Genomic DNA, 24917 nt, shown 5'->3' on the forward strand with positions numbered 1-24917 from the left:
GCAGCCCCATCAACGCTTGGTCCATGTCTGCCGGGCCGCATCTATCGCGTTATCCTGCCCAGCACCGATCATGCTCAAGTGACGAGACGTGGTGCCGGAAGTGGGACGTTATCCTTGTCGCGACCACGAAACCGTCGCTGGTAATCGGGGTCATAGAGCGCACTTTCGCGGAACGTCCTAGGCTCGAGGGCTCTGCCAACCAGAATGAGGGCCGTGCGGGCCTCGGGCTCAGCCGCCATCAGGGAAACAATCGTTGCGAGCGTTCCCTGCACGCGATGTTCATCAGGCCAGCTCGCCCGCGCAACCACGGCAGCAGGACAGGTTGCGCCATAGAACGGCAGCAGGCGGCTTACAATTTCTTCCAGTCGATGCACCGCAAGATGAATCGCCAGTGTCGCGCCAGTCGCAGCAAAAGCCTCAAGGGTTTCTGCCTCTGGCATGGCCGAAGCGCGCCCTGACAGACGCGTCAGGACCAGACTCTGAGCAACGCCCGGCACAGTCAGCTCGCGCCCGAGCGCGGCAGAGGCTGCGGCGAAAGCCGGCACACCTGGTGTCAGCGTGTAGGCAATACCTCTACGCTCCAGCCGCGCAATCTGTTCAGCCACGGCACTATAGAGCGAAAGATCACCTGAATGGAGCCTCGCGACGTCCTCACCGGCCTCATGAGCCGCAACAAACAAGGCTTCGATCTCGTCGAGACAAAGGGGCGCCGTATCGATCTGTCTGGTGTCCGGCCCACAGAAAGCTAGGATCTCGGGTGGGATGATCGAGCCCGCGTAAAGACAGAGCGGCGCGCGTTCCAGAATGGCGCGGCCCCGCAGCGTCATCAGATCAGCAGCCCCCGGTCCCGCCCCGATAAAATGAACGGTCACGGGCTCAGCGATCCGGCCTTGATCATGGCAAAGGCGCAGGTCACGCCGTCTCCTGCAAGTCGCGCGCCGAGCAACTGGCTGTGCGGCCCCAGAACAGCCAGAGCGCAGCCTTCCGCGATGGAGCCGAACCCCATTGTCATACGGGCGCGCTCGGAGTGGGTCAGACAGCGTGGCTGGGCCGAGGCGAGAGACAGGAGATCGACCACCGTGACAGGTAGTTTGAAAAGCTGGGCCACAGCCTGCACAGCGGCGTGGTTCTGCCTGAACGCCGGAACGGCAAAACCGTGTGGCAGGCCCCAGCGCTCGACGGCCAGCCTCACCACATCAATCATGGCCTCGGGGGATGCCTCGAGCCTGCAACCCAATCCTCCCATGATCATGGTTTGACAGCCTTGTACTGTGTGACCGTCATGGCCGGCCTGAATCCATGCATGGTCCCTATTGGTCCTAGACGCTCCATGCTGATGCGCGATAGCGCACCGCCCCATGCTTGAAAAGCCTCGAAAAGCCGTTGCTCGCCCTCAAGCGTGACGGCATTGGCCACCAGCCTGCCGCCAGAACGAAGCGCAGACCACGCATTGTCCAGCAATCCGGGCGTGCTGATGCCGCCGCCGACAAACACAGCATCGGGCGACGGCATACCGGACAGGGGCGCAGACAGGTCACGCTGTTCCACGTGAAGCTGGTCAACACCCAGAGCTTCCGCATTGCGAGCGATACGCGCACAACGCTCTGCGCTACGTTCAATGGCAAAGCACTGGTTCGAGGGGTGGCGCAGCATCCACTCGATACCGATCGACCCCGATCCTGCCCCAAGATCCCACAACACTTGCCCCGAATGGGGGCTAAGGGCGCTGAGGGTGATCGCGCGTATCTCCTGTTTGGTAATCTGACCGTCATGCTCGAAAAAATGGTCAGGCAGACCGCAGGCCAGAGGCAGCAATGATGCGCCCCTGCCGGCCACAATCTCCACCGCCATCATGTTGAGCCGCGCCACATCGCCGGGTACGCCTTCGCGGGCCCGGAACACCCGCTGTCGTTCTTCGGGTCCATCGAGCGCTTCGAGCAGATGGATCACACTCTCACCGCATCCCTTCTCGTCCAGCCACGCGGCCAGAGAGGCGGGCGTGGTCTCATCTGCCGAAAGGATGACAAGCCTTGCACCTAGCTGCAAATGAGGCAGCAGGCGGCTCATGGGCCGACCGCAGAGCGAGACAAGGCCGACATCCTGTGCCGACCATCCTGTTCTGGCACAGGCCAGGGTCAGGCAGGAGCGTGAGGGTATGACCTGAAGGCCATCAGAGCCAAAATGCGCAGCGATCTGCTTACCAATCCCGAAAAAGAACGGATCCCCCGAGGCCAGAACGACGACGTTGCGTCCTTCATGACGCGCCAGAGCCTGCATGGCTTGCCCGTAGGGCGACGGCCATGTCTCGCGCAGCGCCTGCCCCCTTCCCTCCACAAGCCTCAGATGCCGCTGCCCGCCGACCAGAACATCTGCCTCGAGAATTGCCCGTTGCGCCTTGCGTGAAAGCGCATCAAACCCGTCCTCTCCCAGGCCAATGATCGTCAGCCAGCGTTTGGCGCCTGAACAGGGAGAGAGTGAGGGCAAGGAATGCATATCCTGATATTGGGGGGCACCACCGAGGCGCGCCAACTCTGTCACGCGCTGGAGTCCCGGGGGAGTGATGATATCACGTTTTCTCTGGCGGGTGTCACGGCGTCGGCATTGCCGGTTCCGTCCCGTATGCGCATGGGGGGGTTTGGCGGCATCGCCGGGCTGAGCGCCTGGCTGACCCGCCATGAGGCTGACGTAGTGATCGATGCCACCCATCCGTTCGCTGCGCGCATGAGCCATCATGCTGTTGCGGCTACGATGGCCTGTTCGCGCCCATTGCTGCGCCTTACCCGCCCGGCATGGCGAGCCGGAGAAGGCGCGATATGGCGCCATGCGCCATGGATCAGCGCCGTGCCCGCCATGCTGGGAACGACGCCGCGCCGGGTTTTCCTGACGACAGGACGCAAGGATCTCGATCCATTCAAGCATACGCCGCATCATTACCTTCTGCGCAGTATCGATCCGCCCAGCGATGCGCTGCCAGACGGCGCGGCCCTCCTGCTCGCATGCGGCCCTTTCCGGCTCGATGACGAACTCGCCCTGTTTCGCAAGCATCGCATCGATTGTCTCGTGACAAAAAATGCCGGTGCGGCTGCCACAGCCCCCAAGCTGGAGGCGGCCCGACAACTGGGCGTTGAGGTCATCATGGTCGATCGCCCGCCTCTTCCGCCTGCCGAGGAAGTCGACACGGTCGAGGCCGCCATGACATGGCTGGAACGGATCAGGCTTCGCGGCTCAAAAGGCGGCGTAACCTGCGGCGATCCCCGGCTTCAGGGTACGCGGCGCAACGTGTAGAGCCAGGGGGTTTCGCCGGGGCGTTCGATCAGATGAGTGAAGGCGCAGCCAATCAGCACCAGCGTGCTCATATCCGCATCCTCGCCTCTGGCCTGAGCCAGGGGCACATGCAGGACATGCTCGCCGGGGCGGCCTATGGCGCGGGCAAATACGACATGCGTCTCCCCTGGCAGCACCCGACGCAACACCTCGAATCCATGATCGAGCTGGCCAGGGCGCGCCAAAGAACGGGGATTATAGAGCGCAATCACAAATCCGGCTTCGGCCGCAGCTTTCAAACGGCGCGCCACAATGTCCCAGGGTTTGAGGTTATCCGAGAGCGATATCACACAGAAATCGCCGCCAAGCGGTGCCCCGAGCCTCGCCGCCGCGGCGAGCACGGCACTGATGCCGGGTATGACGCGTATATCGATAGCACGCCAGGCAAGTGGCCCGCCTGCCACGGCCTCGAACACGGCGCTCGCCATGCCGAAAACGCCCGCGTCCCCGCCCGAGACGACCACAGGCACTCGCCCGCTCGTTGCCAGATCGAGCGCATGGCGGGCGCGATCGAGTTCCTCACGATTATCCGTCACATGGGGCGTTGCACGCTCGTCTACCCCCGACGCAAAGGCGCGGGTGACATAAAGCCCGTAACCCAGCACATCAGTTGCCGCAGCCAACGCCTCACGCGCCTCAGCTGTGATCTGACCCGTAGCACCGGGCCCAAGACCAACTACATACAGGACAGGCTTCATCGGGCCCGCTTTCGCCCCGGCACGAGGACCATCGAGAAATAAGGAGCTTTTTCCGGCGCCTGATCGAGCGGCAGGCAGACCTGCCCGGCTTGTGTGCCGCGCTCGACATACACCGCCTTCTCGTGGCGCCCGCTTTGCTGCAGGGCTGCACGCACTTTCGCAAAATTGCGCCCGATCTTCATGATCACATGCGCATCACCCCGTGCGAGCCACGCGGAGAGACTGGCTTCATCGAGCGTTGCAGGCAATACACTGAGAATATCATCACCATGCACCATCGGCAGATGGGCGGCTGACCAGCAACCGCTCATCCCGGTAATGCCCGGCACGATCTCGCAGCGAAAATGCGGGCTGAGGCGGTCAAACAGATACATGGCCGACCCGTACAGAAACGGGTCGCCTTCGCACAAAAGCGCAATCCGACGCCCTTTCGCCAGCTCTTCTGAAAGCCTCTGGGCACAACGGTCGTAAAATGCGGCCATATCGACCAGATAGCGCGGGTCCTCCACCGGCACAGCCGTGGTGAATGGATAATCGAAACGCAGTTCTTCTGCGCCTGAGGGCACATGATCACCGGCGATGACACGCGCATGGCCCGGTTTGCCGCACGCAGCGAACCACGCCACGACATCCGCAGCCTGCAGGTAACGCACCGCTTTGAGGGTCAGCAATTCCGGGTCACCCGGCCCCATGCCGAGAATTTGGCAGAGACCGGTCATTCGCTCTCGCTGGCCAGCGCGTTGACACAGGCGGCCGCCATGGCGCTTCCCCCCTGCCTACCCCGTACGATAGCCCAAGGGATTTCATTGAAGGCTGCCAGTGCCTCTTTGGACTCTGCCGCGCCAATGAAGCCGACCGGCATGCCGATAATGGCTGCGGGACGTTTGCCACCCTGCAGGATGAGTTCCAGCAGGCGAAACAGGGCTGTCGGTGCATTGCCGATCGCCACGACCGCGCCCTCCAGGTCGCTCCCCCAGAGATCGACCGCCGCCGCCGATCGCGTGTTGCCGATAAATCTAGCCAGCTCCGGTGTACGCATGTCACGCAAGGTACAGATAATCTGGTTATGGGCTGGCAACCGCGCACGCGTCACACCGTGAGCCACCATTTCCGAGTCACACAGAACGGGCTTTCCAGCCAGCAGCGCGGTACGCGCCGCGGCGACAAAGCCGGGAGCGAAAGCGAGATTACGGGTGATATCGACAATGCCACAGGCATGAATGACCCTGACGGCAACGCGTGCCTCGTCATGACCATAAGCCGAGAGATCGGCCTCAGCCCTGATTGTCGCAAAGGACCGAACATAGATCTCAGCGCCGTCGCGGATATAGTCGTAACTCTCTTCGGTCATGCGCTCCCCCCGGTCATGGGCCATCTCGTTTCTTCCTGTCATGCCCGACGCAAACGCCTTCGCACGTCCTCGATGTCAAGACCAGACTCGGCAGGTTGATCAGAGACACTCCCCTGCCAGACGAGATCATATCCTTTTGGCCCCGCCACCAGAGTCACATCATGAATACCGTGCGAAGCACATCCCTTGGCGCATCCCGAGACATGGAGCCGTCTGCCGCGCAGTTCAGTCACCAGCGACAGCGCATCGCGTTGTGTTGGCGCATGGGCCTGTGCGCAGCGCCCTGCGCCCGGACAGGCGACGAGATCCGCTCGCCTATCCTGAGGGTCGGTTATCAGGTCATGGGCTGCGACAGGGCGATCAAGCACCAGCCCGCGCCAGGGTGTCAGCCGTATCGCTGCGCCGGCAGAAGCGATGGAGGCAAGAGTCTGGGCACTGATTTCCCCCAGCACCGCCACAGCACCAAAACACCCGGGCAGGAAGGGACCAAGCAAGGGCGGTATCGTCCCTCTAAATGGTGCCGCCCGATGCAATGCCCGATCTGCAACGGCCCGATGCGCAGAACGCTGGAGCGCCGCCAGCACTTCATCGACCAGATCTGTCCTGTCCGGTTGATGCCTCAGGGCGCCTTCGTACAAAATCCACGCTCCTGCCTCGTGGCGCAGGGCCAGATCACCCCGCAGCGCCCCTGAGGGGACCAGTCCACCACCATCGACAGCAAGGCTGAATTTCTCCGGCGGATGCCATGAGGGCGGCAAATCCTGCATCGCATGCGTGATTTCATGCGCGAGAGCCAAGGTATCGTCAGCGCAATCGGGATCGAGACCAGCCAGAGGCGATGCAAACAGGATGCGGCGTCGCGCTTCCTGCTGTGGTGCCGCAAGGCCCAGACCTTGCGCCACAGCACGCGATGTGAAATCGAGAGCGGCCTGATGATCGAGTCCCCGGAGCTGGAGGTTGCCGCGCAGGGTGAGCGTGATGCGCTCATTGCCATGACGCGCGGCGTATTCCGCCAGAAAGGCCGATTGCCCGGGGTTCAGTCCTGTGGGGTCCGGGGTGACACGCACCAGCCAGCCATCATGCGTTTGCATCGGGGCATGAAGGGCTGGACACCAGCCTTTGCGAATGGGGGCGGAACTCATGACCCGGTGATACCTCTCCTGACCGGGCAATGCGCATAAAAAAAGCTGCACGCCCGACGGACATGCAGCTTTCATCGACTTCCAATGAACCGGCGGCCATTTAGTCGCCAGTTCGGGAGAGCCTTCGTCAGGGCAAGGTTGCTGGCGCCGCAGGGAGAGGCGGGGCCACAACCAGAGACTGGCTGCGCTGGACCAGCGTGCTCGGGCAAATGCCCAGCAGGATGGTGGCGCAGGCCAGCACAGTGATCAGTGCTGCATTGACCGGCGTGGGCGCCGTCAGTTCCGCGCGGGTCTCGCGATCTGCTGGCGCAGGCGTCAGCATGATCAGGATCAGACGCAGATAATAGAACAGACCGATCGTGCTGCTGGCGATCAGAACGAAGAGCAGAAGCGTGCGATGGGCCGAAACGCCCGCAGCCGCCACATAGAACTTCGCAAAGAAGCCGACTGCCGGGGGAATACCTGCCAGCGAAATCAGCATGATCGACATGGCCAGCGCAGCGGCAGGCTTGCGACGGAACAGCCCGTGCCATTCACGGATATTGGTACCCTGCGGCAGAACACCGTTCATGATGGCAAACACGCCGAGCGTCGAGATCGCATAGGCCGCAAGGTAGAAGGCAGCCGAAGCGACGCCGAACGGCCCCGGTGACAGGAAGGCCACCAGCAGATAGCCCACATGCGCGATGGACGACCCGGCGAGCAGGCGACGCAGATCCGTCTGCACCACGGCCATCAGGTTACCGCCCAGCATGCTGAGCACGGCCACGATCAGGATCTCGTTCACCTGTGCGCTGGGCGCATAGAGATTGACGGCAGAGAAGTAGCGCAGCATGGCCGCAAAAAGCGCGATCTTGGATGTCACGGCCACCAGGGCGGCCACCGGTACGGACGTGCCTTCAAGCACATCGGCCAGCCAGAGATGGAACGGCACGGCAGACAGTTTGAAGAACATGCCCGACAGGATGAGGATAACCCCCATCACACCAATGATCGGCTCGGGAACATGGCTGAGATCGGGGGCTGCAAAACGCAGCGATCCGGTCTCGGCGTAGATCAGCGCAAAACCGAACACCATCGTGGCCGATGCGACACCCGAGAGAAGCAGATACTTCATCGCGGCTTCACCGGCGTCGAGACGCTGGTTGTGGAACGCGATCAGACCAAGCAGGGCCAGGCTGAGCGTTTCGAGACCAAGGAAGAACGACACGAAATGAACCGCGCCGGTCATGGCCACGCCACCCAGTGTGGCCAGCGTGAGCAGCAGGAAATACTCGCTGTTCACACTCGGGTCAGCGCTGATGGCGCCATGGCGCGACATCAGCACAATCGCCAGTGCGGAGAGGATGATCAGCGCACCAGCAAAAGAGGCCCATGTATCGGGGGCAAAAAGCGGGGTGGCACCCGTCATGACGAGCACGGTCGGCAGCATGATCGAGGCCAGCGATGCCAGAAGAACGATCACGCACAGAATGGCATCACGAACGACATGACGCCGCCAGGAGATGGCTGCGAGCTGCACCAGGCTTCCGAGGCACAGCACCAGCACCGCATTGGGGAGGAACGAGAAAGACATTACTGGGCCTGCTCCTGAGCGATGCTCACGACATGGGGGCTGGCCGGTGCCGACAGGTTGAGAACCGGCTGCGGATAGACGCCAAGCGCAAGGAGAAGAAGGGCTGCCACACCAAGGACAGCGAGATGCGGCACGGAAGGCGCACCAAGCGGTGCCACGGCATCGGTCTTTTTCGGACCATAGAAGACGCGCAGCATCATAGTGAGCGAGTAGACCGACGACAGCACCAGACCAGCCGCTGCGAAGAACGTCGTGGTATGGCTGACCTGCCATGTGCCCATGAGCACCAAGAACTCACCGACAAAGTTGCCCAGCCCCGGAAGGCCAAGCGAGGCCGCGGCGAAGAACATGGCCAGTGCCGAGAACTGCGGCATGGCAGGCCAGAGCCCACCCATGCGCGACATGTCACGCGTCCCCAGACGATCTTCCAGAAGCCCTGCGATCACGAACAGAGCGCCCGTGCTGAGACCATGCGCCACCATCTGGGCGATGGCACCCTCCATACCGATGCGTGTGCCCGAGAACACACCCAGCAGGATGAAACCAAGATGGCTGATGGAGGAATAGGCAATGAGGCGCTTGATATCGTCCTGCGCCACGGCAAGCCATGCGCAGTACAGAATACCGACCACGCCAAGCGTCATGGCGATGGGTGCGAGATGCGCCGCAGCACCGGGGAAGAGCATGACCACGAAGCGGATCAGGCCATAGCCACCTGTCTTTGCCAGAACACCCGAAAGCAGAATGCTCGCAGCGGCGGGCGATGCCGCATAGGTGTCTGGCAGCCACGAATGGAAAGGCACCATAGGCAGCTTGACCGCAAAAGCGATGAAGAAGCCGAGCATCAGCACCGGGGCGATAGGCGCAATGAGCGCCGTCTGTGACAGGGCAAAGTAGTCGAACGTAATGACGCCCGTGCGCTGGGCGTTGACGATGACGAGCCCGAGGATGGCCAGCAGCATCAGCAGGCCACTTCCCTGCGTGAACAGGAAGAATTTCAGCGCAGCGCGCTGGCGCCCTGCATCACCCCAAATCAGGATAACCCCGAAGAGCGGCAGGAGCATCAGCTCCCAGAAGAAGAAGAACAGGAACAGGTCGGTCGCCATGAAGACGCCGTTGATCCCGGCCACCGTCGCCAGCAGCAGGAAGTGAAACAGGCCTGCGCGATCTGCCACGTTGCGTGCGCTGAGCAGCGCGCAAGGCAGGGAGATCAGCGCGTTGAGCCACAGCATGACGAGGCTCAGACCGTCAATGTCGAGCCGGACATTGATGCCCAGCATCGGCACCCAGGCCATGGAGAAATGGCCAAGCCATCCCCCGGCGCTGGCACCGCCTGACAACGCGCTGAGTGTGACCTGCGCGAGCAGGATCACCATCAGCACAAGCGTGATGAGTGAGGAAACCGATGCCGCGCGCGAGGCGCCGCGCAGCCCGACAAGCCAGGCTGCAAGACCCCCGATGAAGGGGATCAGAACAAGAGCGGGAAGTGCCAACATCATCATACCGCCAGACAAAGAGCTGCAACCGTTCCTGCTGCGATCCAGCCGGCATAGCGACGCACCTGGCCGCTCTGCAGCTTCGCAACAGCGTATCCACCGCCCTGGGTCAGGGCTGCAACCAGATCATAGAAACGATCGATGAAATCACGACGGTTCAGATGGGCAAGCACCATGAACGGCCGTACGAAAACCCGGTCATACAGTGTGTCGAAACCCCAGTCGGCGCGCAGCGTCGAAATGGCAGGGCTTTCGGCAGCAACCGGAGCTTCGCCTTTCGGGCGCCACAGCGTCCAGGCGATGGTCACGCCGGCAATCGGCACGAGAGAGCCGAGAATGAGCAGGCTGGTATTGTGCTCTTCAGGCAGGGCACCGAGCACGGGGGAAAGAAGATTGGAGAAGATATGCACGTGTGCGATGGCATCCGGCATTTCCATCCAGCCACCCGCAATGGCGAGCACGGACAGGATCCCCATGGGCAGGGCCATGGCGATGCCCGACTTGCCATGTGCATGGGTGCGATGACCGCCCCAGAACACGATGAACACGCAGCGGAAGATATAGATGGAGGTCAGGAAGGCACCAAACAGCGCACCGGCCCAGAAGATCGGGCTCAAATCATAGGCGCTGCCCAGAATGAGCTCTTTCGAGAAGTAACCGGCGGTGATCAGCGGCAGACCCGCCAGCGCAGCCGAACCAATAAGGAATGCCGCAAACACCCAGGGCATGTCCTTGCGCAGACCACCCATCTTGAAGATGTCCTGCTCATGATGGACGCGCAGGATGATCGAACCCGCCGCCATGAAGAGCAGAGCCTTGAAGAAGGCATGCGTGACGAGATGGAACATGGCAGCATGCCAGGCGCCGCAACCGAGCGCGAGGTACATGTAGCCAAGCTGGCTCATGGTGGAATAGGCGAGGATGCGCTTGATGTCGGTCTGGACCAGAGCGCTGCCCGCAGCGAGCAGAATGGTCACGAAACCCACAATGGCGCAGGCGAACATCGCCAGCGGCGTGAGAACGAACAGACCATGCAGACGCGCCAGAAGATAGACACCCGCCGTGACCATGGTCGCGGCATGGATGAGCGCCGAGACTGGCGTCGGGCCGGCCATGGCATCAGGCAACCAGGTCTGGAGCGGCACCTGGGCCGATTTGGCCATCGCACCACCCAGCAGCAGGAACATGCCCAGTGTCAGCGTGCGCGGTGCGGCATGGGGGCCGACGGCCAGAAGCGTCGGGATGTCCAGCGAACCGACGGCTGTTGCCATCAGCAGCATACCCAGCAGGAACAGCGCATCGCCCACACGCGTAACCACAAAGGCTTTTCGCGCGGCGATGGCATTGGCCTGTTCGCCATACCAGAAGCCGATGAGCAGATAGGAGCAAAGGCCCACACCTTCCCACCCGATGAACACGCCCAGCAGATCCGATGCCAGCACCAGCAGAAGCATGGAGGCAACGAACAGGGTCATGTAGGTGAAGAAACGCGCGATGTCCTCGTCGTCATACATGTAGGCACAGGCATAGACGAGAATGAGGAAGCCGACGCAGGACACCACCAGCATCATGACCAGTGAGAGCCGGTCGAGCGTAAGCGCGATCTGGGCGTTGAAGGAGCCGACATTCATCCAGTTCCACAGCACGACGTGCAGCGAACCGAGCGAGTCCGGGCCGGAAAGGAAGCTATAGGCCGAAATGACGGCGAAAAGCGCGCAAAGCCCCATACCGGCACCGACGAGAAGCGTCGTTGCCCGTGCGGGAAGCTTGCCCCCGGTCAGCATCAGGATGATGGAGACCGCCAGGGGGCAGAAAATAACAAGCGGAAGCAGCATGGCCACGAGACTAACCCCCCAGTCGATTGCCGGTATCGGCATCTAGCGTGGAGCGTCCGGCTGCATGCATGCGCAGGATGATGGCCAGGCCAACTGCGGATTCCGCAGCAGCGAAGGCGACCACCATGATGAACATGACCTGACCATCCGCCATATGCCAGCGATTGCCCGCCGCGATGAACGCGAGGCAAGCGGCATTGAGCATGATTTCGGTCGACATCAGCATGAAGAGCAGGTTGCGGCGTACAAGGACGCCCAACGCTCCGAGTGAAAAGAGTATGACGGCGACAATGAGCGCGCCATTGGGATCGGCAGCAGTCATATCAGGATTTCCCTCCGATCCGGCGGCCGATGTGATAGGCGCTCACAAGCCCTGCCAGAAGCAGGAACGAGGAGAGCTCGACGGTCAGGATATAGGGGCCGTAAAGCGTCAGACCGACCGCCTTGGGGCCGATAGGCGCGCCAACGGTGCCCACCGCCATGGTGTTGTGGCTCACGCCATAGACCAGCAGACCCATCAGCAGCAGCGAAATCACGCTGGGGCCAATCCAGGCGCCACCGGCAAACCAGCCTTTTTCACGAAGCTGGTCGGGCTGGCCCAGATTGATCATCATGACCACAAACACGAACAGGACCATGATCGCGCCGGCATAGACGATGATTTCGAGCATGGCGGCAAAAGGCGCGCCCAGCTCTTCAAACATGCAGGCAAGCGCCAGAAGCGACACGACAAGGTAAAGCAGGCCGTGAACGGGGATGGTGCGGGTAATCGCCAACGCGGTCGCGCCGATGGCGATCAGCCCATAGAGTTCAAGCATGATATTCATGATCAGGGCATCAGTGCGTGAATGTCGATAGGCTTGGCTTCATTTTCGGCTTCACCTTTGTTCTTACCCGGGATCTTGAGCCCCGACACATTATAGAAGCTGTAATCATGTACCTTGCCGGGTCCGCTGATCAGGAGGTCTTCCTTCTCGTAAACCAGGTTCTGGCGCACATATTCGCTCATCTCGAAATCGGGCGTAAGCTGAATGGCGTAGGTCGGGCAGGCTTCCTCACAGAAACCGCAGAAGATGCAGCGTGAGAAATTGATCTGGAAGAATTCCGGATACCAGCGCCCTTCCTTCTCGCCTTTCTGCAGGCTGATGCAATCTACCGGGCAGGCCGCGGCGCACAGATTACAGGCCACGCAGCGCTCTTCGCCGCTCGGATCGCGGGTAAGGACGATACGACCGCGATAGCGGGGGGACAGGTACGGTTTGACGTCCGGATACTGCACCGTTTCATTGCGATGAAACATGTGCAGGAACGTCATCCATATGGTGCGGAGAATACCAAGCATGGCGCGCCCCCTCTCAGACGCCCGCGCGCAGCAGAACGACCGCGCCGGTGACCAGAATGTTAAGAAGAGACAGCGGCAGCAGCACCTTCCAGCCGAAGGACATCAGCTGGTCGTAACGAGGACGGGGCAGTGCTGCGCGCAGCAGGATGTAGAAGCAGATCAGCAGGAAAACCTTGATCGCAAACCACAGGAAGGGCGGCAGGAACGGGCCATGCCAGCCACCGAGGTAAAGCGTGGTGATCAAGGCCGAGCTGAGCGCGACACCGGCATATTCGGCAAGGTAGAACATGCCGAATTTCATGCCCGAATACTCGGTATGGAAGCCGGCACCGATTTCGTTTTCGCCTTCCGGGAAGTCGAAAGGCAGACGATGCGTTTCAGCAATACCGGCAAGCAGGAAGATCACGGCACCCAGGCATTGCGGGATGATGAACCAGCAATGGGTCTGGGCTTCCACGATGTCGCGAATGCTGAACGAACCGGCCGCCATGACAACGCCCATGACCGACAGGCCCATGAACACTTCATAGGAAATCATCTGGGCGGCGGCACGCATGCCACCAAGCAGGGCGTATTTGTTGTTGGACGACCACCCGGCGAGAACCACCGAATAGACGCCAAGGCCCAGCATGCCGAAAATGAAGAGCAGGCCGACATTCAGCTCGCCCGCCACACCCCAGATGGGGGTGATGGGCACGACGCCGAAGCAGAGCAGAACGGCCAGAAAGCCGATGATCGGCGCAACAAGAAAGACCGGCTTGTCCGCAAAAGGCGGAATCCAGTCCTGCTTGAACAGCATCTTCATCGCATCGGCGATGACCTGAAACAGGCCGAACGGGCCGACGCGGTTAGGGCCGGGGCGATCCTGGAACACGCCAAGCAGGCGGCGCTCCAGCATGGTCGAGACCGCTGCGACGCCGAGAACGCCAAAGACGGTCACGACGATCACAAGAATTGGCCACACGATGGGCATCATACCGCGCTCTCCGTTCCAATACGCTCGGCAGGCGCCATGATTTCAAGAGAAACCCAGCCCGGTGCCGACCAGGAGCGGGACACCATATGCGGCGGGCATGTGGCGACACCTTCGGGAAGAGAAGAGTCAGAGACGGCATCGACCGTGAACACTTCGCCATTCAGCGACAGACGAACCTGAGCACCCGTGGCCACGGTACCGCCGATACGCACCACTGCGGGGGCGGCGCGCTCAGCAATCGGCTGGGCCATCATGCTCATTTCATCCGTGCCGAATACACGGGCTTCCGGCAAAAGCATGAACTGACCGGCACGCGGAGCGAAAGCCGACGGCACGTCCATGGCATAGGAGCCTGCCGCATTGGCCACCCCTTCCACCAGACGCACGCCGCAATCACCACCGCGCATCTTGCCGCCAATTTCCTGCTGGAAGCGGTTCAGCGACTGCTCGGAGTTCCAGCCGGGCACCTGATAGAACGGCACGAGCGTTCCGGGCATGTCGGTGCTGTAGGAGCCTTCCATTGTGGAATGCAGCGGGGTGTCGGGCGAGCTCGGCGGCGGAATGTCGCGCACGCTGATATTGGCGCGAATGGCCGTGCGTCCGCTGACGCGATGCGTCTGGCTGCGCAGCGGCGTGCCTTCGAGTTCGTAGTCCGAACCCGGTGCTGCCTCGGGGATACGGGCGAAAACCGGCATCGTCGTGGCAATCTCGGCGATCAGATCGTCCAGCTTGCCCCAGGGCTGCACATGGCTGAGGCCAGCGGCCTGCGCCATATCGGCAATCCAGCGCCAGCCCGCCTGAAGCGGGGCGTCGGGATAGACCACCTGGAAGAAGCGCTGGGCGCGGCCCTCGGCACTGACCAGCGTGCCGTCTGTCTCGGAATAGGCTGCCGAGGGGAAGGTGACCTGAGAGCGAATGGCCGTCGGGGTGACCGAATGATCAAGCACCACGAGGTTGGCCGCGCTCCCCACCAGCGCCTCGAACTGCGCACCATCGAGGCGGCGGCTCAGATCGTTTTCGAGAACGATCAGCGTGGCATCGGCGGCGCGAGCGGCGATCTCGTCGAGCGAGAGCCCGTCCATCAGCGCGAGGCCCATCGAGTTGGCTTCCGGCAGGACGAAGCTGATGAGCGGCGTCTTGCCCTTGGCAGCCAGAGCAGAGGCAATGTTGGCCGTTGCCTGAAGCAGGGCAGCCGAAGCGTATTGCAGGCCCGAAACCAGCAGGGGCTTCTCGGCAGCCAGCAGGGCTTCAGCAATGAGCGAAGCGGAAGCCGCCTCGGCTTCGGTGAGACCAGCCACATCGGGAGCCGAAGCGTCGATGCGATGCGCGATGGCGAAGCCGAGACGCGCGGCATCTTCCGGCATGGCGCGGATGGCGTCCTGCGCGAAACCGTCCAGATCGGTCACGGTGGGCGACACCACGAAGAGCGGCGAGATCGTGTCCTGACCCAGCGTACGCACCGAGGCGTCCATCCAGTGAGGGACACGGGCCTGATCGGCAGCCTTGTTGAAGGCTGTACGCTTGATCTGGCGGAGTGCTAGGCTCATGCGCGGCGAGGTAGCCGAGACATCCTCACCCAGGATCAGTGCGCCGTCAGCGGTTTCCATCTCATGCATGGTGGCGATGCGCGCCGGGCCAGCGGCCAGCAGCGACACCGCCAGCTTGACCAGGCCATGCTGCGGCTCGGCCATGCCGGTCGAGAAATTCTCGGCACCGACGAGTTTGCGCAGGGCGTAGTTGGATTCCAGCGACGCACGCGGCGAGCCGATGCCCACCAGCTTGCCCGAAGCCGCGATCTTGCCGAAATGATCCAGTGCGGCCTGGGCCGGCACCGGCGTCATGTCGCCATTGATCACGTAACCTGCTGAACGCAGGCGTGTGGGGGCATTGACCCAGCCATGACCAAAGCGACCGCGATCGCACAGGAAGTAGCGGTTTACCTCATCATTATAGCGGTTGAGCGTGCGGCGAACCTTGCCGGCGCGCTCATTGATGATGGTGTTGCAGCCCGTTGCGCAATTTGAGCAGACAGACGGTGCACCGCGCATGTCCCATTTGCGGCTGTACATCTTCGAGAACGGCTTGTCGGTGAACACGCCAGTCGGGCAGACCTCAATGAGGTTACCGGAGAAGGGGCTCTCCAACGTGCCGCTCTCATGACGGCCGAAATAGACGTTGTTATGCGAGGCAAACACGCCCAGATCCTGGCCGCCCGCATAATCGCGATAGAAGCGCACACAGCGATAGCAGGCGATGCAGCGGTTCATTTCGTGCTTCACGAAAGGACCGAGTTCCTGATTGTTGTGGGTGCGCTTGTCGAAGCGATAGCGACGCTCGCGATGACCGGTCATCACGGTCATGTCCTGAAGGTGACATTCGCCACCTTCTTCACAGACCGGGCAGTCATGCGGGTGGTTCGTCATCAGCCACTCGACCACTTCGCCGCGGAATTCCTTGGCTTCGGGGTCTTCAACCGAGATGATCGCGCCTTCAGTCACTGGCGTCATGCAGGCCATGACGATACGACCGCGTGTGTCGTCGGCATTGGCATATTGCTTGACGGCGCACTGGCGGCATGCACCGACAGACCCGAGTTCCGGGTGCCAGCAGAAATAGGGCAGGTCTTCCCCTGCCTCGAGACAGGCCTGCAGAAGGTTCACGTCTGAACGTGCTTCAACCTCGCGGCCGTCGATTACGATTTTTGCCATCGGGCCGTTCCTCCTACGCCGCCTGTCCTGCGGCGCCGCTCTCTGCGGTGCCGGAGGTGGGCTTGCTAACCATTCGCTGGAAATCCTCGGCAAACATCTTCAGGCCGCTGGCCAGAGGCGCAATCGCACCCGGCGCGTGGGCGCAGAAGGTGCGCCCCATCGGGCCGATCAGGCGGGCCGCGTCATGGAGGCGATCGATATCCTCCGGCGTGCCGCGCCCTTCCTCAATGGCAATCAGAAGACGCTCGACCCAGGGCAGGCCGTCACGACAGGGCGTGCACCAGCCACAGGATTCCTGTGCAAAGAAATGCTCAAGATTGCGGATCATCCCGATCGGGCTGGTCTTGTCATCGAGCAGGATGGCCAGACCCGTACCAAGGCGGCTGCCTGCCTTTTCCGGCGTCGGATAGTCCATGATGATGTCAGCGTGCTCGGCCCCGAGGAACGCGGTCGAGGCACCACCGGGCAGGAAGGCGCGCAGCTTGTAGCCGTCCTGCATGCCACCGGCACATTCGTTCAGGATAACGCCAAGCGACGTGCCCAGAGGTAGCTCGAACACGCCCGGACGCTTGGCGCGACCGCTGACACCGTAAAGCTTGGTGCCACCATCGACGCAGGCGCTCAGCCCCAGATACCATTCCGTGCCATTGGCAAGAATATGCGGGATGTTGCTGAAGGTCTCGATGTTGTTCACGACCGTCGGCGCGCCCCACAGACCACCGATCTGCGGGAAAGGCGGCTTGGCGCGCGGGTTGGCGCGGCGGCCTTCCAGTGCCGTGATCAGGGCCGTTTCCTCACCGCAGATATAGCGACCGGCGGAGGGATGGACGTGAAGATCGAAATCGAAACCAGAGCCGAGAATGTTCTCGCCAAGGAAGCCGGCCTCACGCGCCTGGATGACCGCCTGCTGCAGGCGCTCCAGACCCAGATGGTATTCACCGCGCAGGAAGATGATGCCGTGCCGTGCCTGGATGGCATAGGCCGAGATGATCATGCCTTCGATAAGCTGGAGCGGGTTGCCCTCGACAAGGATACGATCCTTGAAGGTGCCCGGCTCCATCTCGTCACCATTGGCGACGATGTATTTTAGGCGGTCCTTGGAGGATTCCTTGGGAACGAAGCTCCATTTCATGCCGGTGCTGAACCCGGCGCCGCCGCGTCCGCGCAGCTTGGAGTCCGTCACCTCGGTGATGATCTCCGCAGGGCTCATGCCAAGGGCGCGGCGCAGACCGCGCCAGCCGCCCTTTTTGTCATAGCCAGCCGGATCGAGCGGCGTCTCGCGATTGACGAGCGCCAATAGCGGCTGCTTTTCGGGGTTGAGACCAGTCATCACTTCTTCCTCGCCCGAATGTCGTCGATGATCCCGTCGATATCTTCCGGACGGACAGGACCGAACAGGTCCTTGCCGACCAGCATGGCGGGCGCATGGTCGCAGTGACCAAGGCAGACGATGGGCAGAACGGTGAATTCACCATCCGGCGTCGTCTCGCCCATTTTCACGCCCAGCTTCTTGCAAAGGCGCTCGCGTGTCTGCTCCGCACCCATGATGTAGCAGGACACGGAGTCACAGAGCATGACCACGTTCTTGCCGACCGGCTTGCGGAACAGCAGGTTGAAATAGGTGGCAATCCCGTCCAGATCGGCCTGGGACATGCCCAGGATCCGTGCCGTATGGGCAAGATGCGCGTCATTGATCCAGCCGAAGCGTTCCTGCACCAGACGCAGCGCCTCAATGGCGGCGCCGCGCGGGTGATGCTCATGGGCCGCCATGTCGATGAAGGTATCGACTAGATCCTTGGGGAGTTCGGCGTCCTGCGCCGTAAGTTCAGCGGTCGACATCGGCCATCACAAAATCGATGCTTCCGATGATGGCAATCAGATCGGCAATCATGGTGCCGCGTGACAGCATCGGAAGCTGTTGCAGATGAATGAACGACGGTGTGCGGATACGCGTCCGGTAGGACATCGTGCCGCCATCGCTCACAAGGTAATACTGGTTCAGGCCCTTGGTCGCCTCGATGCAGGAGCGCACTTCGCCCTGCGGAATGACCGGCCCCCAGCTGACGCCCACGAAGTGATGGATGAGCGTTTCGATGTCATGCATCGTGCGCGGCTTCGGCGGCGGCATGGCCAGCGGGTGCTCGGCCTTGTAGGCCCCGCCCGGCATGTTATCGAGGCAGTAGCGGATGATGCGCAGGCTCTGGCGGATCTCTTCAATATGCACCGCAGCGCGGTCATAGCAATCGCCATTGACGGCGGTCGGGATATCGAAGTCGATCTGGTCATAGCCCGAATAGGGCGCCTTGCGACGGTAATCCCATTCCAGACCCGTGGCGCGCAGCCCCGGCCCTGTCACACCCCAATCCACGGCCTCTTCGGTCGTGTAGACGCCTACGCCCTTCGTACGGGCCTTGAAGATTGGATTCTTCATGACGAGTTCGTTGTACTCGTCCAGACGCTTGGGCAGATAATCGAGGAAGGCGCGAACCTCGCCATCCCAGCCCTGCGGCAGATCCATCGCCACGCCGCCGATGCGGAAGAAGGCCGGATGCATGCGGAAGCCGCAGATCTTTTCGATGATCTCGAAAACGCGCTCGCGATCGGTGAAGATGTAGAAGACCGGCGAGAGCTGACCCAGATCCTGCACCATGGTTCCGTAGAACACGAGATGGCTGGAGATACGGAAGAACTCGGCCAGCATGATGCGAATGAGCTGAGCGCGCGGCGGTACGGTGATGCCTGCCAGCTTCTCGACACCCATCACATAGGGGAAGTTGTTCATCACCCCGCCGACATAGTCGATACGGTCGGTATAGGGGATGTAGCTGTGCCAGGTCTGGCGCTCGGCCATTTTCTCGGCACCGCGATGATGGAACCCGATATCGGGTACCGCATCGACAATGAACTCACCCTCAAGCTGCAGCACGACGCGGAACACGCCATGCACCGAAGGATGGTTCGGGCCAAGGTTGAGGAACATGAAGTCGCTATTGTCGGAATGACGCTTCATGCCCCAGGATTCGGGGTCGAACTTCAGCGCTTCCTGCTCGTCGAAAACCTGGTCTTCCGAGAGCGTGTAGGGCGGACGCTCGGTCGCGCGGGCGTAATGGTCCTTGCGCAGGGGGTGCCCGACCCAGGTCGGCGGTGTCAGGATGCGCGAGAGATGCGGATGCCCCTCGAACACGACACCGAAAAGATCCCACGCCTCACGTTCGAGCCAGTTCGAATTCGGCCAGATATCGGTGATGGACGCGATATTGGCATCATCGACTGCAAGCGGGACCTTGAAGCGCACTTCATCGATCGGCCCGTCGAAGGACTGGATGTGGTAGATGACCGTGAAGTCGGATGCCGGCAGATTGTCACGATGGATACGCTGGCGCTCGTCCACACAGGTCAGGTCGAGCAGCATGCGCAGCGCGCCACCGGCCTTGACCGCCTGAAGCACGGCACGGATCTGGCCACGCGAGACCCAGAAAGTCGGCACGCCATCACGCGTGGCTTCTTCCATCATGATCATGTGCGGCGGGAAAGCGGCAACCGAGGCCCCCATGCTGCCCGTGCCCATGCCTGCTGCGCGGCTGTTGTCGAAAACTTCGCTCATAGCTGCAGGCTCCTCAGATCGTGTCGGGCGTACGCAGCTTGGTGACCGCCATGCGCTCTTCACGCTTGAGGTCGCGCATGCTGGCAGGCGTCACCTTGGTCACACCCTGATCGCCCACCATCCAGCTGAGCGGACGGCGCTGCTTGCCGATGGAGTCCTGCAGCAGCATCAGCCCCTCAAGCAGGGCATCGGGGCGCGGCGGACAGCCCGGCACATACACATCGACAGGAAGGAAGCTGTCGACACCCTGCACGACGCTGTAAATGTCATACATGCCGCCTGAATTGGCACAGGAGCCCATAGAGATGACCCAGCGCGGCTCAAGCATCTGGTCGTACAGATACTTCACGATGGGGGCCATCTTGCGGAACACAGTGCCCGCAATCACGATCAGGTCGGCTTCACGCGGGGTGGCGCGCAGCACTTCGGAACCGAAGCGCGCAATGTCGTAACGGCTCGTGAAAGCCGTCGCCATTTCCACGTAGCAACAGGACAGGCCGAAATTGAACGGCCAGACCGAGTTCTTCTGCCCCCAGGAAATGAAATCCTGAAGCTTGCCCACAACAAGATTACGGCGCACGTCCTCGTGCGCCAGGAGTTCCTCAGGGGATTGCAGACGGGGCTCGCCGACGGCGGAGGTAAGAGTCCAAGTCATCGTTATACGACCTCGCGCTCGGGGATTTTGACAAGTTCAACAGGGGAATTGGGCGGCACCTTGACCGGCATGCGGCGGTGCTTGGGGCCCCATTCAAGGGCACCACTGCGCCAGAGATAGACCAGGGCGAGCGTCAGAAAGACGACAAAGGTCACAACCGAGATGAAGGCAGCCCAACCAGCCTCGACCACCACGGGAGCCCATGAGTAGATGAACACGCCTTCCACGTCGAAAATAACGAAGAAGACGGCGAGCAGGTAATACTGCACCGGCAGGCGGATACGCGCCGAGCCGGTGGAGAGAATGCCCGATTCATAAGGGAGGCTCATGGAGCGACCGCGCGCCGCACCAACACGACGAGGGCCGAGAGCAGCTGACAGCGCCACCACGATGCAAAGGAAAATGACCGTAAAGGCCACGTAGATCGCTAAAGCATGATCTGCGAGAAACTGAGACACTGGCGCAACCACCTATTCCCGACGGGACCAAAGGCCTGCGTGCCATCACGGCGTGTAACACCGGTCTGGAACTAAAAAGCCAGTGGTCGTGAGGTTTTTTTCTGCGCCATTGCCTAGCATCACATCAAGTCCCTGCCTATCACCTGAAGGGGAGCACACGAACCCGTGATTATTAGTATTCAAACAGTCCTGTTTTTGTTGATATTGATTATCAACTCCTTGCCCGTCATCGCGGTCCTGCCGCGATGACTTGTTGATACTTATTCTTAACTTCCCGCTGCCTGCCGTGACAGGGCCTGGTCGAGATATTGTCCTGCCCTGATGAGCGCCAGATGCGTGAAAGCCTGAGGAAAATTGCCCAGATGCTCGCCAGCCGGACCGATTTCCTCCGAAAAAAGACCGACGTGGTTGGCGTATGAAAGGGTCTTGTCGAACAGGAACCGGGCCATCAGCAGGTCTCCGGAACGGGCGAGACATTCGATGTACCAGAACGAGCACATCGTAAAAGTTCCCTCCCGGCCTTCCAGCCCATCCTCGTTATCACCTTCGGCTACATGATAGCGGAAGACGTGGCTGTCATCGAGCAACTGCTCGCCCACGGCCTTCAGCGTTGCCATCCATCGTGGGTCGTGATCACCAATGAAACCCATGAGCGGCATGAGCAGACAGGATGCATCGATTGCAGTACCGCCCTTGTACTGCACGTAATACTGAAGATCATCGCTCCAGAAATTATTCTGTACATCCATGTAAATGGCGTTCCGCTCACGTACCCATACAGCGATACGGGCTGGCAAACCACGCTCTTCCGACATCCTGATGGCACGATCGAGGGCCACCCAGCACATGATACGTGAGAACAGGAAGTGCTTCTTGCCGCCACGGACCTCCCATATACTCTCATCGGGCTGGTTCCAGGCAGTGCAAAGCCAGTCAATCCCCTCGGCGATTGACTCCCATGCCTTCCAGCTGATCCGTTCGCAGTGGCGATCGGCGTGATACACGGCGTCCATCATCTCACCGATGATGTCGAGTTGCAGCTGATCCTCCGCCCCATTGCCGATACGCACGGGACGCGAGTCCCTGAAGCCGCGGAAATGCGTCAGGTCGGTTTCGGGCACGAAGGCCTTGCCATCGATCGCATACATGACCTTCAGCCGCGCCTCACCCGGCTGGGCGTCCAGTCGGCGCTCATGCAGCCAGCGGATAAAGGCGGTGGCCTCCTCCGTATGGCCCGTTTTCATGAAGGCATAGACCATGAAGGACGAGTCACGGATCCAGCAATAACGGTAGTCCCAGTTACGGATGCCGCCCGGATCTTCAGGCAGGCCGAAGGTCGCCGCCGCAACCATTGACCCGTATTCGGCTGAGGTCAGCAGCTTGAGGGCGAGGGTCGAGCGCGTGATGTGATCATGCCAGCGCCCGTGATACTTGGCGCGCGCCACCCAGTCGGTCCAATAATTGGCCGTTGCCTTGAAGGCATTGGATGTCCAGTGGTCCTCAAGACAGAGATTTTCGTCCGTTGTCACGCTGTCGAGCATGAAAATGGCCGTCTCGTTCAGTTCGAGCACGAATTCAGCGCAAGCATCATCGCCGATGATCGTCATGGGTATGGTCGAGCTGATACGCAGGCTCGGCAGATCGGGTCGCTCAGGCTCGAACAGGATCACCCGGTCACTCAGGGCACGGGCCTTATGGCCGACACGGGCATAGTCGAACCGGGGGGCGCAATGCAGCCTGAAGCGAAGCGTACCGCGAACAGCTTTCACACGCCTTATCACCCTCTGCTCAGGATAATCAGGGGCCAGCGTCATGAAATCGGAGATTTCACTCACGCCCTCCGGTGACAGAACGCGTGTCAGCAGGACATTCGTGTCCGGCACATAGAACTGCCGGAAACGCCCGCCTTCGAGAACGGGCGCCAGCTCGAAGAACCCTGCGCTGGGCTCAAGCAGGGAGGCAAAGACGCTCGGGCTGTCAAAACGCGGCCAGCACATGAAATCGATCGATCCGTTGAGCGCGACGAGCGCTGTCGTGCGCAGATCGCCAATCACGGCATGATTCTCAATTGCCATACTCATTCGCAGTTCTTTCGACCCGAGGCTGGTGAAACCCTATGTGAAACAGGAATATGAACAAGGCGCCATCCCGACCAGGGATGACCCCCGTCTCCGCAAGGCCGGCCGGCAGCATCTGGCCGACCGAAAGAATGACCGCGCGGGAAGGAGAGGCCCAACGTCAATCAGGCCACCGGAAGCCACTGGCGCCCATCGCGGGCAAGCAGGGAATCCGCCTCAGCCGGCCCCTGTGACCCCGCTTCATAGAGGCAGGGCGTGACGGGAGTGGTTGCGACAGTATCAATCGCCGTCCAGGCGGCCTCAATGGTGCCCGCGCTCTGGAAAAGCATCTGGTTGCCCGCCATGCAGTCATGCAGCAGCGCCTCGTAGCCGACATTCGGCGTCTTCGGGAAAAACGAGTCGTAGAGAAAACTGCTGGTCACCGGGGCAATCACCTCTTCCAGGCCGGGCTGCTTGGCATCAAACCCTATGGAGACACCCCGGACAGGATCGAGAAGAAAGCGGATGACATTGCCTGCGCGCGGGTCGTTCATGTCCTGATTGAAAAGCGCATAAGGCGGCTTTTTAAAGACAATGTTGATCTCGGTACGTCGGGCCTTCATGCGTTTGCCCGTGCGCAGGTAAAAGGGCACCCCACCCCAGCGCCAGTTATCGATATCCAGTCGCATGGCGACGTAGGTTTCTGTCTGGCTATCGGGCGCAACACCCGGTTCGCTGCGATAGGCCGCGACGGGTGATCCGGCAATCTCACCTGCTCCGTACTGGCCCGCCACGTAATCCTGCGCGCGCACCGGGCGTATGGCTTCCAGCAATCGCGTTTTTTCCTGTCGTATGGCCTCAGCGGCCAGAGAGGATGGTGGCTCCATTGCGATGAGGCTGAGCAGGACGAACAGATGGTTGGGCACCATGTCGCGCAGAGCGCCCGTGTGCTCGTAGAAGGCGCCCCGGCTTTCAACGCCAATCGTCTCGGCAGCCGTGATCTGCACATGGTCGATATACTCACGGCGCCAGATAGGCTCGAACAGGACGTTGGAGAAGCGCGCGACAAGGATACCCTGATTGGCTTCCTTGCCCATGAAATGGTCGATGCGATAGATCTGACTTTCACGGGCCTGCCGGCGCAGGGTTTCATCGAGTGCCCTGGCCGATGCCAGATCGTGACCGAAAGGCTTCTCGATCACGATACGCCTGAACCCCGCCTTCTCCGCAAGAAGCCCCGCCTCACCCAGAGCGGTTGCAATCGGCGCGAAGAAACGGGCCGCGACAGCGCAATAGAAAATGGCGCTGTCCCCACCGAGGGTTTCAGACAGGGTGGTGAAAAGCTCGGGCCGGGTGAAGTCGCCCGCAATATATTGTGCGTTGTGGGTCACCCTGTCCCACGCCCCACGATCGAGATGAGGGCATGAGAACTCGGCAGAGGGATCTTTTGCATCCTGCTCTGCCAGAGCGAAATGACGGTCGGCCCAGTCCTGGGCCTTTTGCTCGTCGCGATCAATCGCGATGATCTGAAATCCGCCTGGAAGGGCGTCTGCCACAGCCAGATCGTAGAGCGACGTGAGAAGCAGGCGGCGCGTCAGATCGCCCCCGGCTCCGAAAATGACCAGCTTGCAGGGTTGAGAGGCGGAAGTTTGCCCGAGAACATTCTGAAGCTGGTCAGCAGGGCTCGTCATGGTA

General features: G+C 61.3%; 23 protein-coding genes. 1 reads left to right on the top strand and 22 read right to left on the bottom strand.

Annotated elements, in window-relative coordinates:
- Positions 1-74: 74 nt before the first annotated feature.
- The 3 genes from cobM to cbiE are packed head-to-tail and all read right to left on the bottom strand — an operon-like array spanning position 75 to position 2484.
- Entirely contained in the window at positions 75-872 is a 798-nt protein-coding gene (gene cobM / locus P5689_RS05455) for a precorrin-4 C(11)-methyltransferase (RefSeq protein WP_285532404.1), read from the bottom strand.
- Positions 869-1252, bottom strand: coding sequence for a cobalamin biosynthesis protein (locus P5689_RS05460; RefSeq protein ID WP_285532405.1), 384 nt, complete (start codon positions 1250-1252; stop codon positions 869-871). Before P5689_RS05460 ends, cobM begins: the two co-directional genes overlap by 4 nt.
- The gene (gene cbiE / locus P5689_RS05465) at positions 1249-2484 is read right to left on the bottom strand and encodes a precorrin-6y C5,15-methyltransferase (decarboxylating) subunit CbiE (RefSeq protein ID WP_285532406.1); all 1236 of its coding nucleotides are present in this window, start codon (positions 2482-2484) and stop codon (positions 1249-1251) included. The genes P5689_RS05460 and cbiE overlap by 4 nt, the downstream gene beginning before the upstream one ends.
- Before the next feature lie 3 nt (positions 2485-2487).
- On the opposite strand from cbiE, the gene P5689_RS05470 reads away from it, so the two are divergent.
- The gene (locus P5689_RS05470; protein ID WP_023979437.1) at positions 2488-3285 is read left to right on the top strand and encodes a cobalt-precorrin-6A reductase; all 798 of its coding nucleotides are present in this window, start codon (positions 2488-2490) and stop codon (positions 3283-3285) included.
- Here P5689_RS05470 and cobJ read toward each other — a convergent pair.
- The 19 genes from cobJ to zwf form a co-directional block, all read right to left on the bottom strand.
- Positions 3261-4022 carry a precorrin-3B C(17)-methyltransferase gene (gene cobJ, locus P5689_RS05475; RefSeq protein WP_035444461.1) on the bottom strand — a complete coding sequence of 254 codons (762 nt, stop codon included), beginning with the start codon at positions 4020-4022 and terminating at the stop codon, positions 3261-3263. The genes P5689_RS05470 and cobJ overlap by 25 nt on opposite strands.
- Positions 4019-4741 carry a precorrin-2 C(20)-methyltransferase gene (locus P5689_RS05480; protein ID WP_035444460.1) on the bottom strand — a complete coding sequence of 241 codons (723 nt, stop codon included), beginning with the start codon at positions 4739-4741 and terminating at the stop codon, positions 4019-4021. The genes cobJ and P5689_RS05480 overlap by 4 nt, the downstream gene beginning before the upstream one ends.
- Positions 4738-5373 carry a precorrin-8X methylmutase gene (locus P5689_RS05485; RefSeq protein ID WP_285533844.1) on the bottom strand — a complete coding sequence of 212 codons (636 nt, stop codon included), beginning with the start codon at positions 5371-5373 and terminating at the stop codon, positions 4738-4740. Before P5689_RS05485 ends, P5689_RS05480 begins: the two co-directional genes overlap by 4 nt.
- 38 nt (positions 5374-5411) lie before the next feature.
- Positions 5412-6515, bottom strand: coding sequence for a precorrin-3B synthase (locus P5689_RS05490; RefSeq protein WP_285532407.1), 1104 nt, complete (start codon positions 6513-6515; stop codon positions 5412-5414).
- A gap of 127 nt (positions 6516-6642) precedes the next feature.
- Complete coding sequence (locus tag P5689_RS05495) at positions 6643-8091, bottom strand: NADH-quinone oxidoreductase subunit N (RefSeq protein WP_285532408.1); 1449 nt, start codon at positions 8089-8091, stop codon at positions 6643-6645.
- Positions 8091-9605 (bottom strand): NADH-quinone oxidoreductase subunit M, encoded by a 1515-nt coding sequence (locus P5689_RS05500; RefSeq protein WP_352230619.1) that lies wholly within the window; start codon positions 9603-9605, stop codon positions 8091-8093. The genes P5689_RS05495 and P5689_RS05500 overlap by 1 nt, the downstream gene beginning before the upstream one ends.
- Positions 9590-11464: an NADH-quinone oxidoreductase subunit L gene (gene nuoL, locus P5689_RS05505; protein ID WP_285532409.1), complete on the bottom strand. Its 1875-nt coding sequence runs from the start codon at positions 11462-11464 to the stop codon at positions 9590-9592. The genes P5689_RS05500 and nuoL overlap by 16 nt, the downstream gene beginning before the upstream one ends.
- A complete protein-coding gene (gene nuoK, locus P5689_RS05510; protein WP_023979431.1) occupies positions 11433-11744 on the bottom strand; it encodes an NADH-quinone oxidoreductase subunit NuoK in 312 nt (103 codons plus the stop codon). The genes nuoL and nuoK overlap by 32 nt, the downstream gene beginning before the upstream one ends.
- 1 nt (position 11745) lies before the next feature.
- The gene (gene nuoJ, locus P5689_RS05515) at positions 11746-12249 is read right to left on the bottom strand and encodes an NADH-quinone oxidoreductase subunit J (RefSeq protein ID WP_023979430.1); all 504 of its coding nucleotides are present in this window, start codon (positions 12247-12249) and stop codon (positions 11746-11748) included.
- A gap of 2 nt (positions 12250-12251) precedes the next feature.
- Entirely contained in the window at positions 12252-12764 is a 513-nt protein-coding gene (gene nuoI / locus P5689_RS05520) for an NADH-quinone oxidoreductase subunit NuoI (protein WP_023979429.1), read from the bottom strand.
- Positions 12765-12777: 13 nt separating this feature from the next.
- Positions 12778-13740, bottom strand: coding sequence for an NADH-quinone oxidoreductase subunit NuoH (gene nuoH, locus P5689_RS05525; protein WP_031241233.1), 963 nt, complete (start codon positions 13738-13740; stop codon positions 12778-12780).
- Complete coding sequence (nuoG, locus tag P5689_RS05530; RefSeq protein WP_035444459.1) at positions 13737-16448, bottom strand: NADH-quinone oxidoreductase subunit NuoG; 2712 nt, start codon at positions 16446-16448, stop codon at positions 13737-13739. The genes nuoH and nuoG overlap by 4 nt, the downstream gene beginning before the upstream one ends.
- A 13-nt stretch (positions 16449-16461) precedes the next feature.
- Positions 16462-17778 (bottom strand): NADH-quinone oxidoreductase subunit NuoF, encoded by a 1317-nt coding sequence (nuoF, locus tag P5689_RS05535; RefSeq protein ID WP_023979425.1) that lies wholly within the window; start codon positions 17776-17778, stop codon positions 16462-16464.
- A complete protein-coding gene (nuoE, locus tag P5689_RS05540) occupies positions 17778-18287 on the bottom strand; it encodes an NADH-quinone oxidoreductase subunit NuoE (protein ID WP_023979424.1) in 510 nt (169 codons plus the stop codon). The genes nuoF and nuoE overlap by 1 nt, the downstream gene beginning before the upstream one ends.
- Positions 18274-20052: an NADH-quinone oxidoreductase subunit C/D gene (gene nuoC / locus P5689_RS05545; protein ID WP_023979423.1), complete on the bottom strand. Its 1779-nt coding sequence runs from the start codon at positions 20050-20052 to the stop codon at positions 18274-18276. Before nuoC ends, nuoE begins: the two co-directional genes overlap by 14 nt.
- A gap of 13 nt (positions 20053-20065) precedes the next feature.
- Positions 20066-20707 carry an NADH-quinone oxidoreductase subunit B gene (locus P5689_RS05550; RefSeq protein ID WP_023979422.1) on the bottom strand — a complete coding sequence of 214 codons (642 nt, stop codon included), beginning with the start codon at positions 20705-20707 and terminating at the stop codon, positions 20066-20068.
- Between the two features lie 2 nt (positions 20708-20709).
- On the bottom strand, positions 20710-21165 hold the full coding sequence (locus P5689_RS05555) for an NADH-quinone oxidoreductase subunit A (protein ID WP_031241229.1): 456 nt from the start codon (positions 21163-21165) through the stop codon (positions 20710-20712).
- Positions 21166-21431: 266 nt separating this feature from the next.
- The gene (locus tag P5689_RS05560; RefSeq protein WP_285532414.1) at positions 21432-23246 is read right to left on the bottom strand and encodes a glycoside hydrolase family 15 protein; all 1815 of its coding nucleotides are present in this window, start codon (positions 23244-23246) and stop codon (positions 21432-21434) included.
- A 161-nt stretch (positions 23247-23407) separates the two neighbouring features.
- Complete coding sequence (zwf, locus tag P5689_RS05565) at positions 23408-24913, bottom strand: glucose-6-phosphate dehydrogenase (protein WP_285532415.1); 1506 nt, start codon at positions 24911-24913, stop codon at positions 23408-23410.
- Positions 24914-24917 lie beyond the last annotated feature (4 nt).

It is taken from the genome of Asaia sp. HumB, assembly GCF_030263835.1.
Classification (GTDB): Bacteria; Pseudomonadota; Alphaproteobacteria; order Acetobacterales; family Acetobacteraceae; genus Asaia; species Asaia bogorensis.

Excerpts from the sequence above, each read along its gene's own strand:
- P5689_RS05460 (WP_285532405.1), bottom strand. The coding sequence starts at position 1,252 with ATGATCATGGGAGGATTGGGTTGCAGGCTCGAGGCATCCCCCGAGGCC.
- P5689_RS05470 (WP_023979437.1), top strand. The coding sequence starts at position 2,488 with ATGCATATCCTGATATTGGGGGGCACCACCGAGGCGCGCCAACTCTGT.
- cobJ (WP_035444461.1), bottom strand. The coding sequence starts at position 4,022 with ATGAAGCCTGTCCTGTATGTAGTTGGTCTTGGGCCCGGTGCTACGGGT.
- P5689_RS05480 (WP_035444460.1), bottom strand. The coding sequence starts at position 4,741 with ATGACCGGTCTCTGCCAAATTCTCGGCATGGGGCCGGGTGACCCGGAA.
- P5689_RS05485 (WP_285533844.1), bottom strand. The coding sequence starts at position 5,373 with ATGACCGAAGAGAGTTACGACTATATCCGCGACGGCGCTGAGATCTAT.
- P5689_RS05490 (WP_285532407.1), bottom strand. The coding sequence starts at position 6,515 with ATGAGTTCCGCCCCCATTCGCAAAGGCTGGTGTCCAGCCCTTCATGCC.
- P5689_RS05495 (WP_285532408.1), bottom strand. The coding sequence starts at position 8,091 with ATGTCTTTCTCGTTCCTCCCCAATGCGGTGCTGGTGCTGTGCCTCGGA.
- nuoL (WP_285532409.1), bottom strand. The coding sequence starts at position 11,464 with ATGCCGATACCGGCAATCGACTGGGGGGTTAGTCTCGTGGCCATGCTG.
- nuoK (WP_023979431.1), bottom strand. The coding sequence starts at position 11,744 with ATGACTGCTGCCGATCCCAATGGCGCGCTCATTGTCGCCGTCATACTC.
- nuoJ (WP_023979430.1), bottom strand. The coding sequence starts at position 12,249 with ATGAATATCATGCTTGAACTCTATGGGCTGATCGCCATCGGCGCGACC.
- nuoI (WP_023979429.1), bottom strand. The coding sequence starts at position 12,764 with ATGCTTGGTATTCTCCGCACCATATGGATGACGTTCCTGCACATGTTT.
- nuoH (WP_031241233.1), bottom strand. The coding sequence starts at position 13,740 with ATGATGCCCATCGTGTGGCCAATTCTTGTGATCGTCGTGACCGTCTTT.
- nuoG (WP_035444459.1), bottom strand. The coding sequence starts at position 16,448 with ATGGCAAAAATCGTAATCGACGGCCGCGAGGTTGAAGCACGTTCAGAC.
- nuoF (WP_023979425.1), bottom strand. The coding sequence starts at position 17,778 with ATGACTGGTCTCAACCCCGAAAAGCAGCCGCTATTGGCGCTCGTCAAT.
- nuoE (WP_023979424.1), bottom strand. The coding sequence starts at position 18,287 with ATGTCGACCGCTGAACTTACGGCGCAGGACGCCGAACTCCCCAAGGAT.
- nuoC (WP_023979423.1), bottom strand. The coding sequence starts at position 20,052 with ATGAGCGAAGTTTTCGACAACAGCCGCGCAGCAGGCATGGGCACGGGC.
- P5689_RS05550 (WP_023979422.1), bottom strand. The coding sequence starts at position 20,707 with ATGACTTGGACTCTTACCTCCGCCGTCGGCGAGCCCCGTCTGCAATCC.
- P5689_RS05560 (WP_285532414.1), bottom strand. The coding sequence starts at position 23,246 with ATGAGTATGGCAATTGAGAATCATGCCGTGATTGGCGATCTGCGCACG.
- zwf (WP_285532415.1), bottom strand. The coding sequence starts at position 24,913 with ATGACGAGCCCTGCTGACCAGCTTCAGAATGTTCTCGGGCAAACTTCC.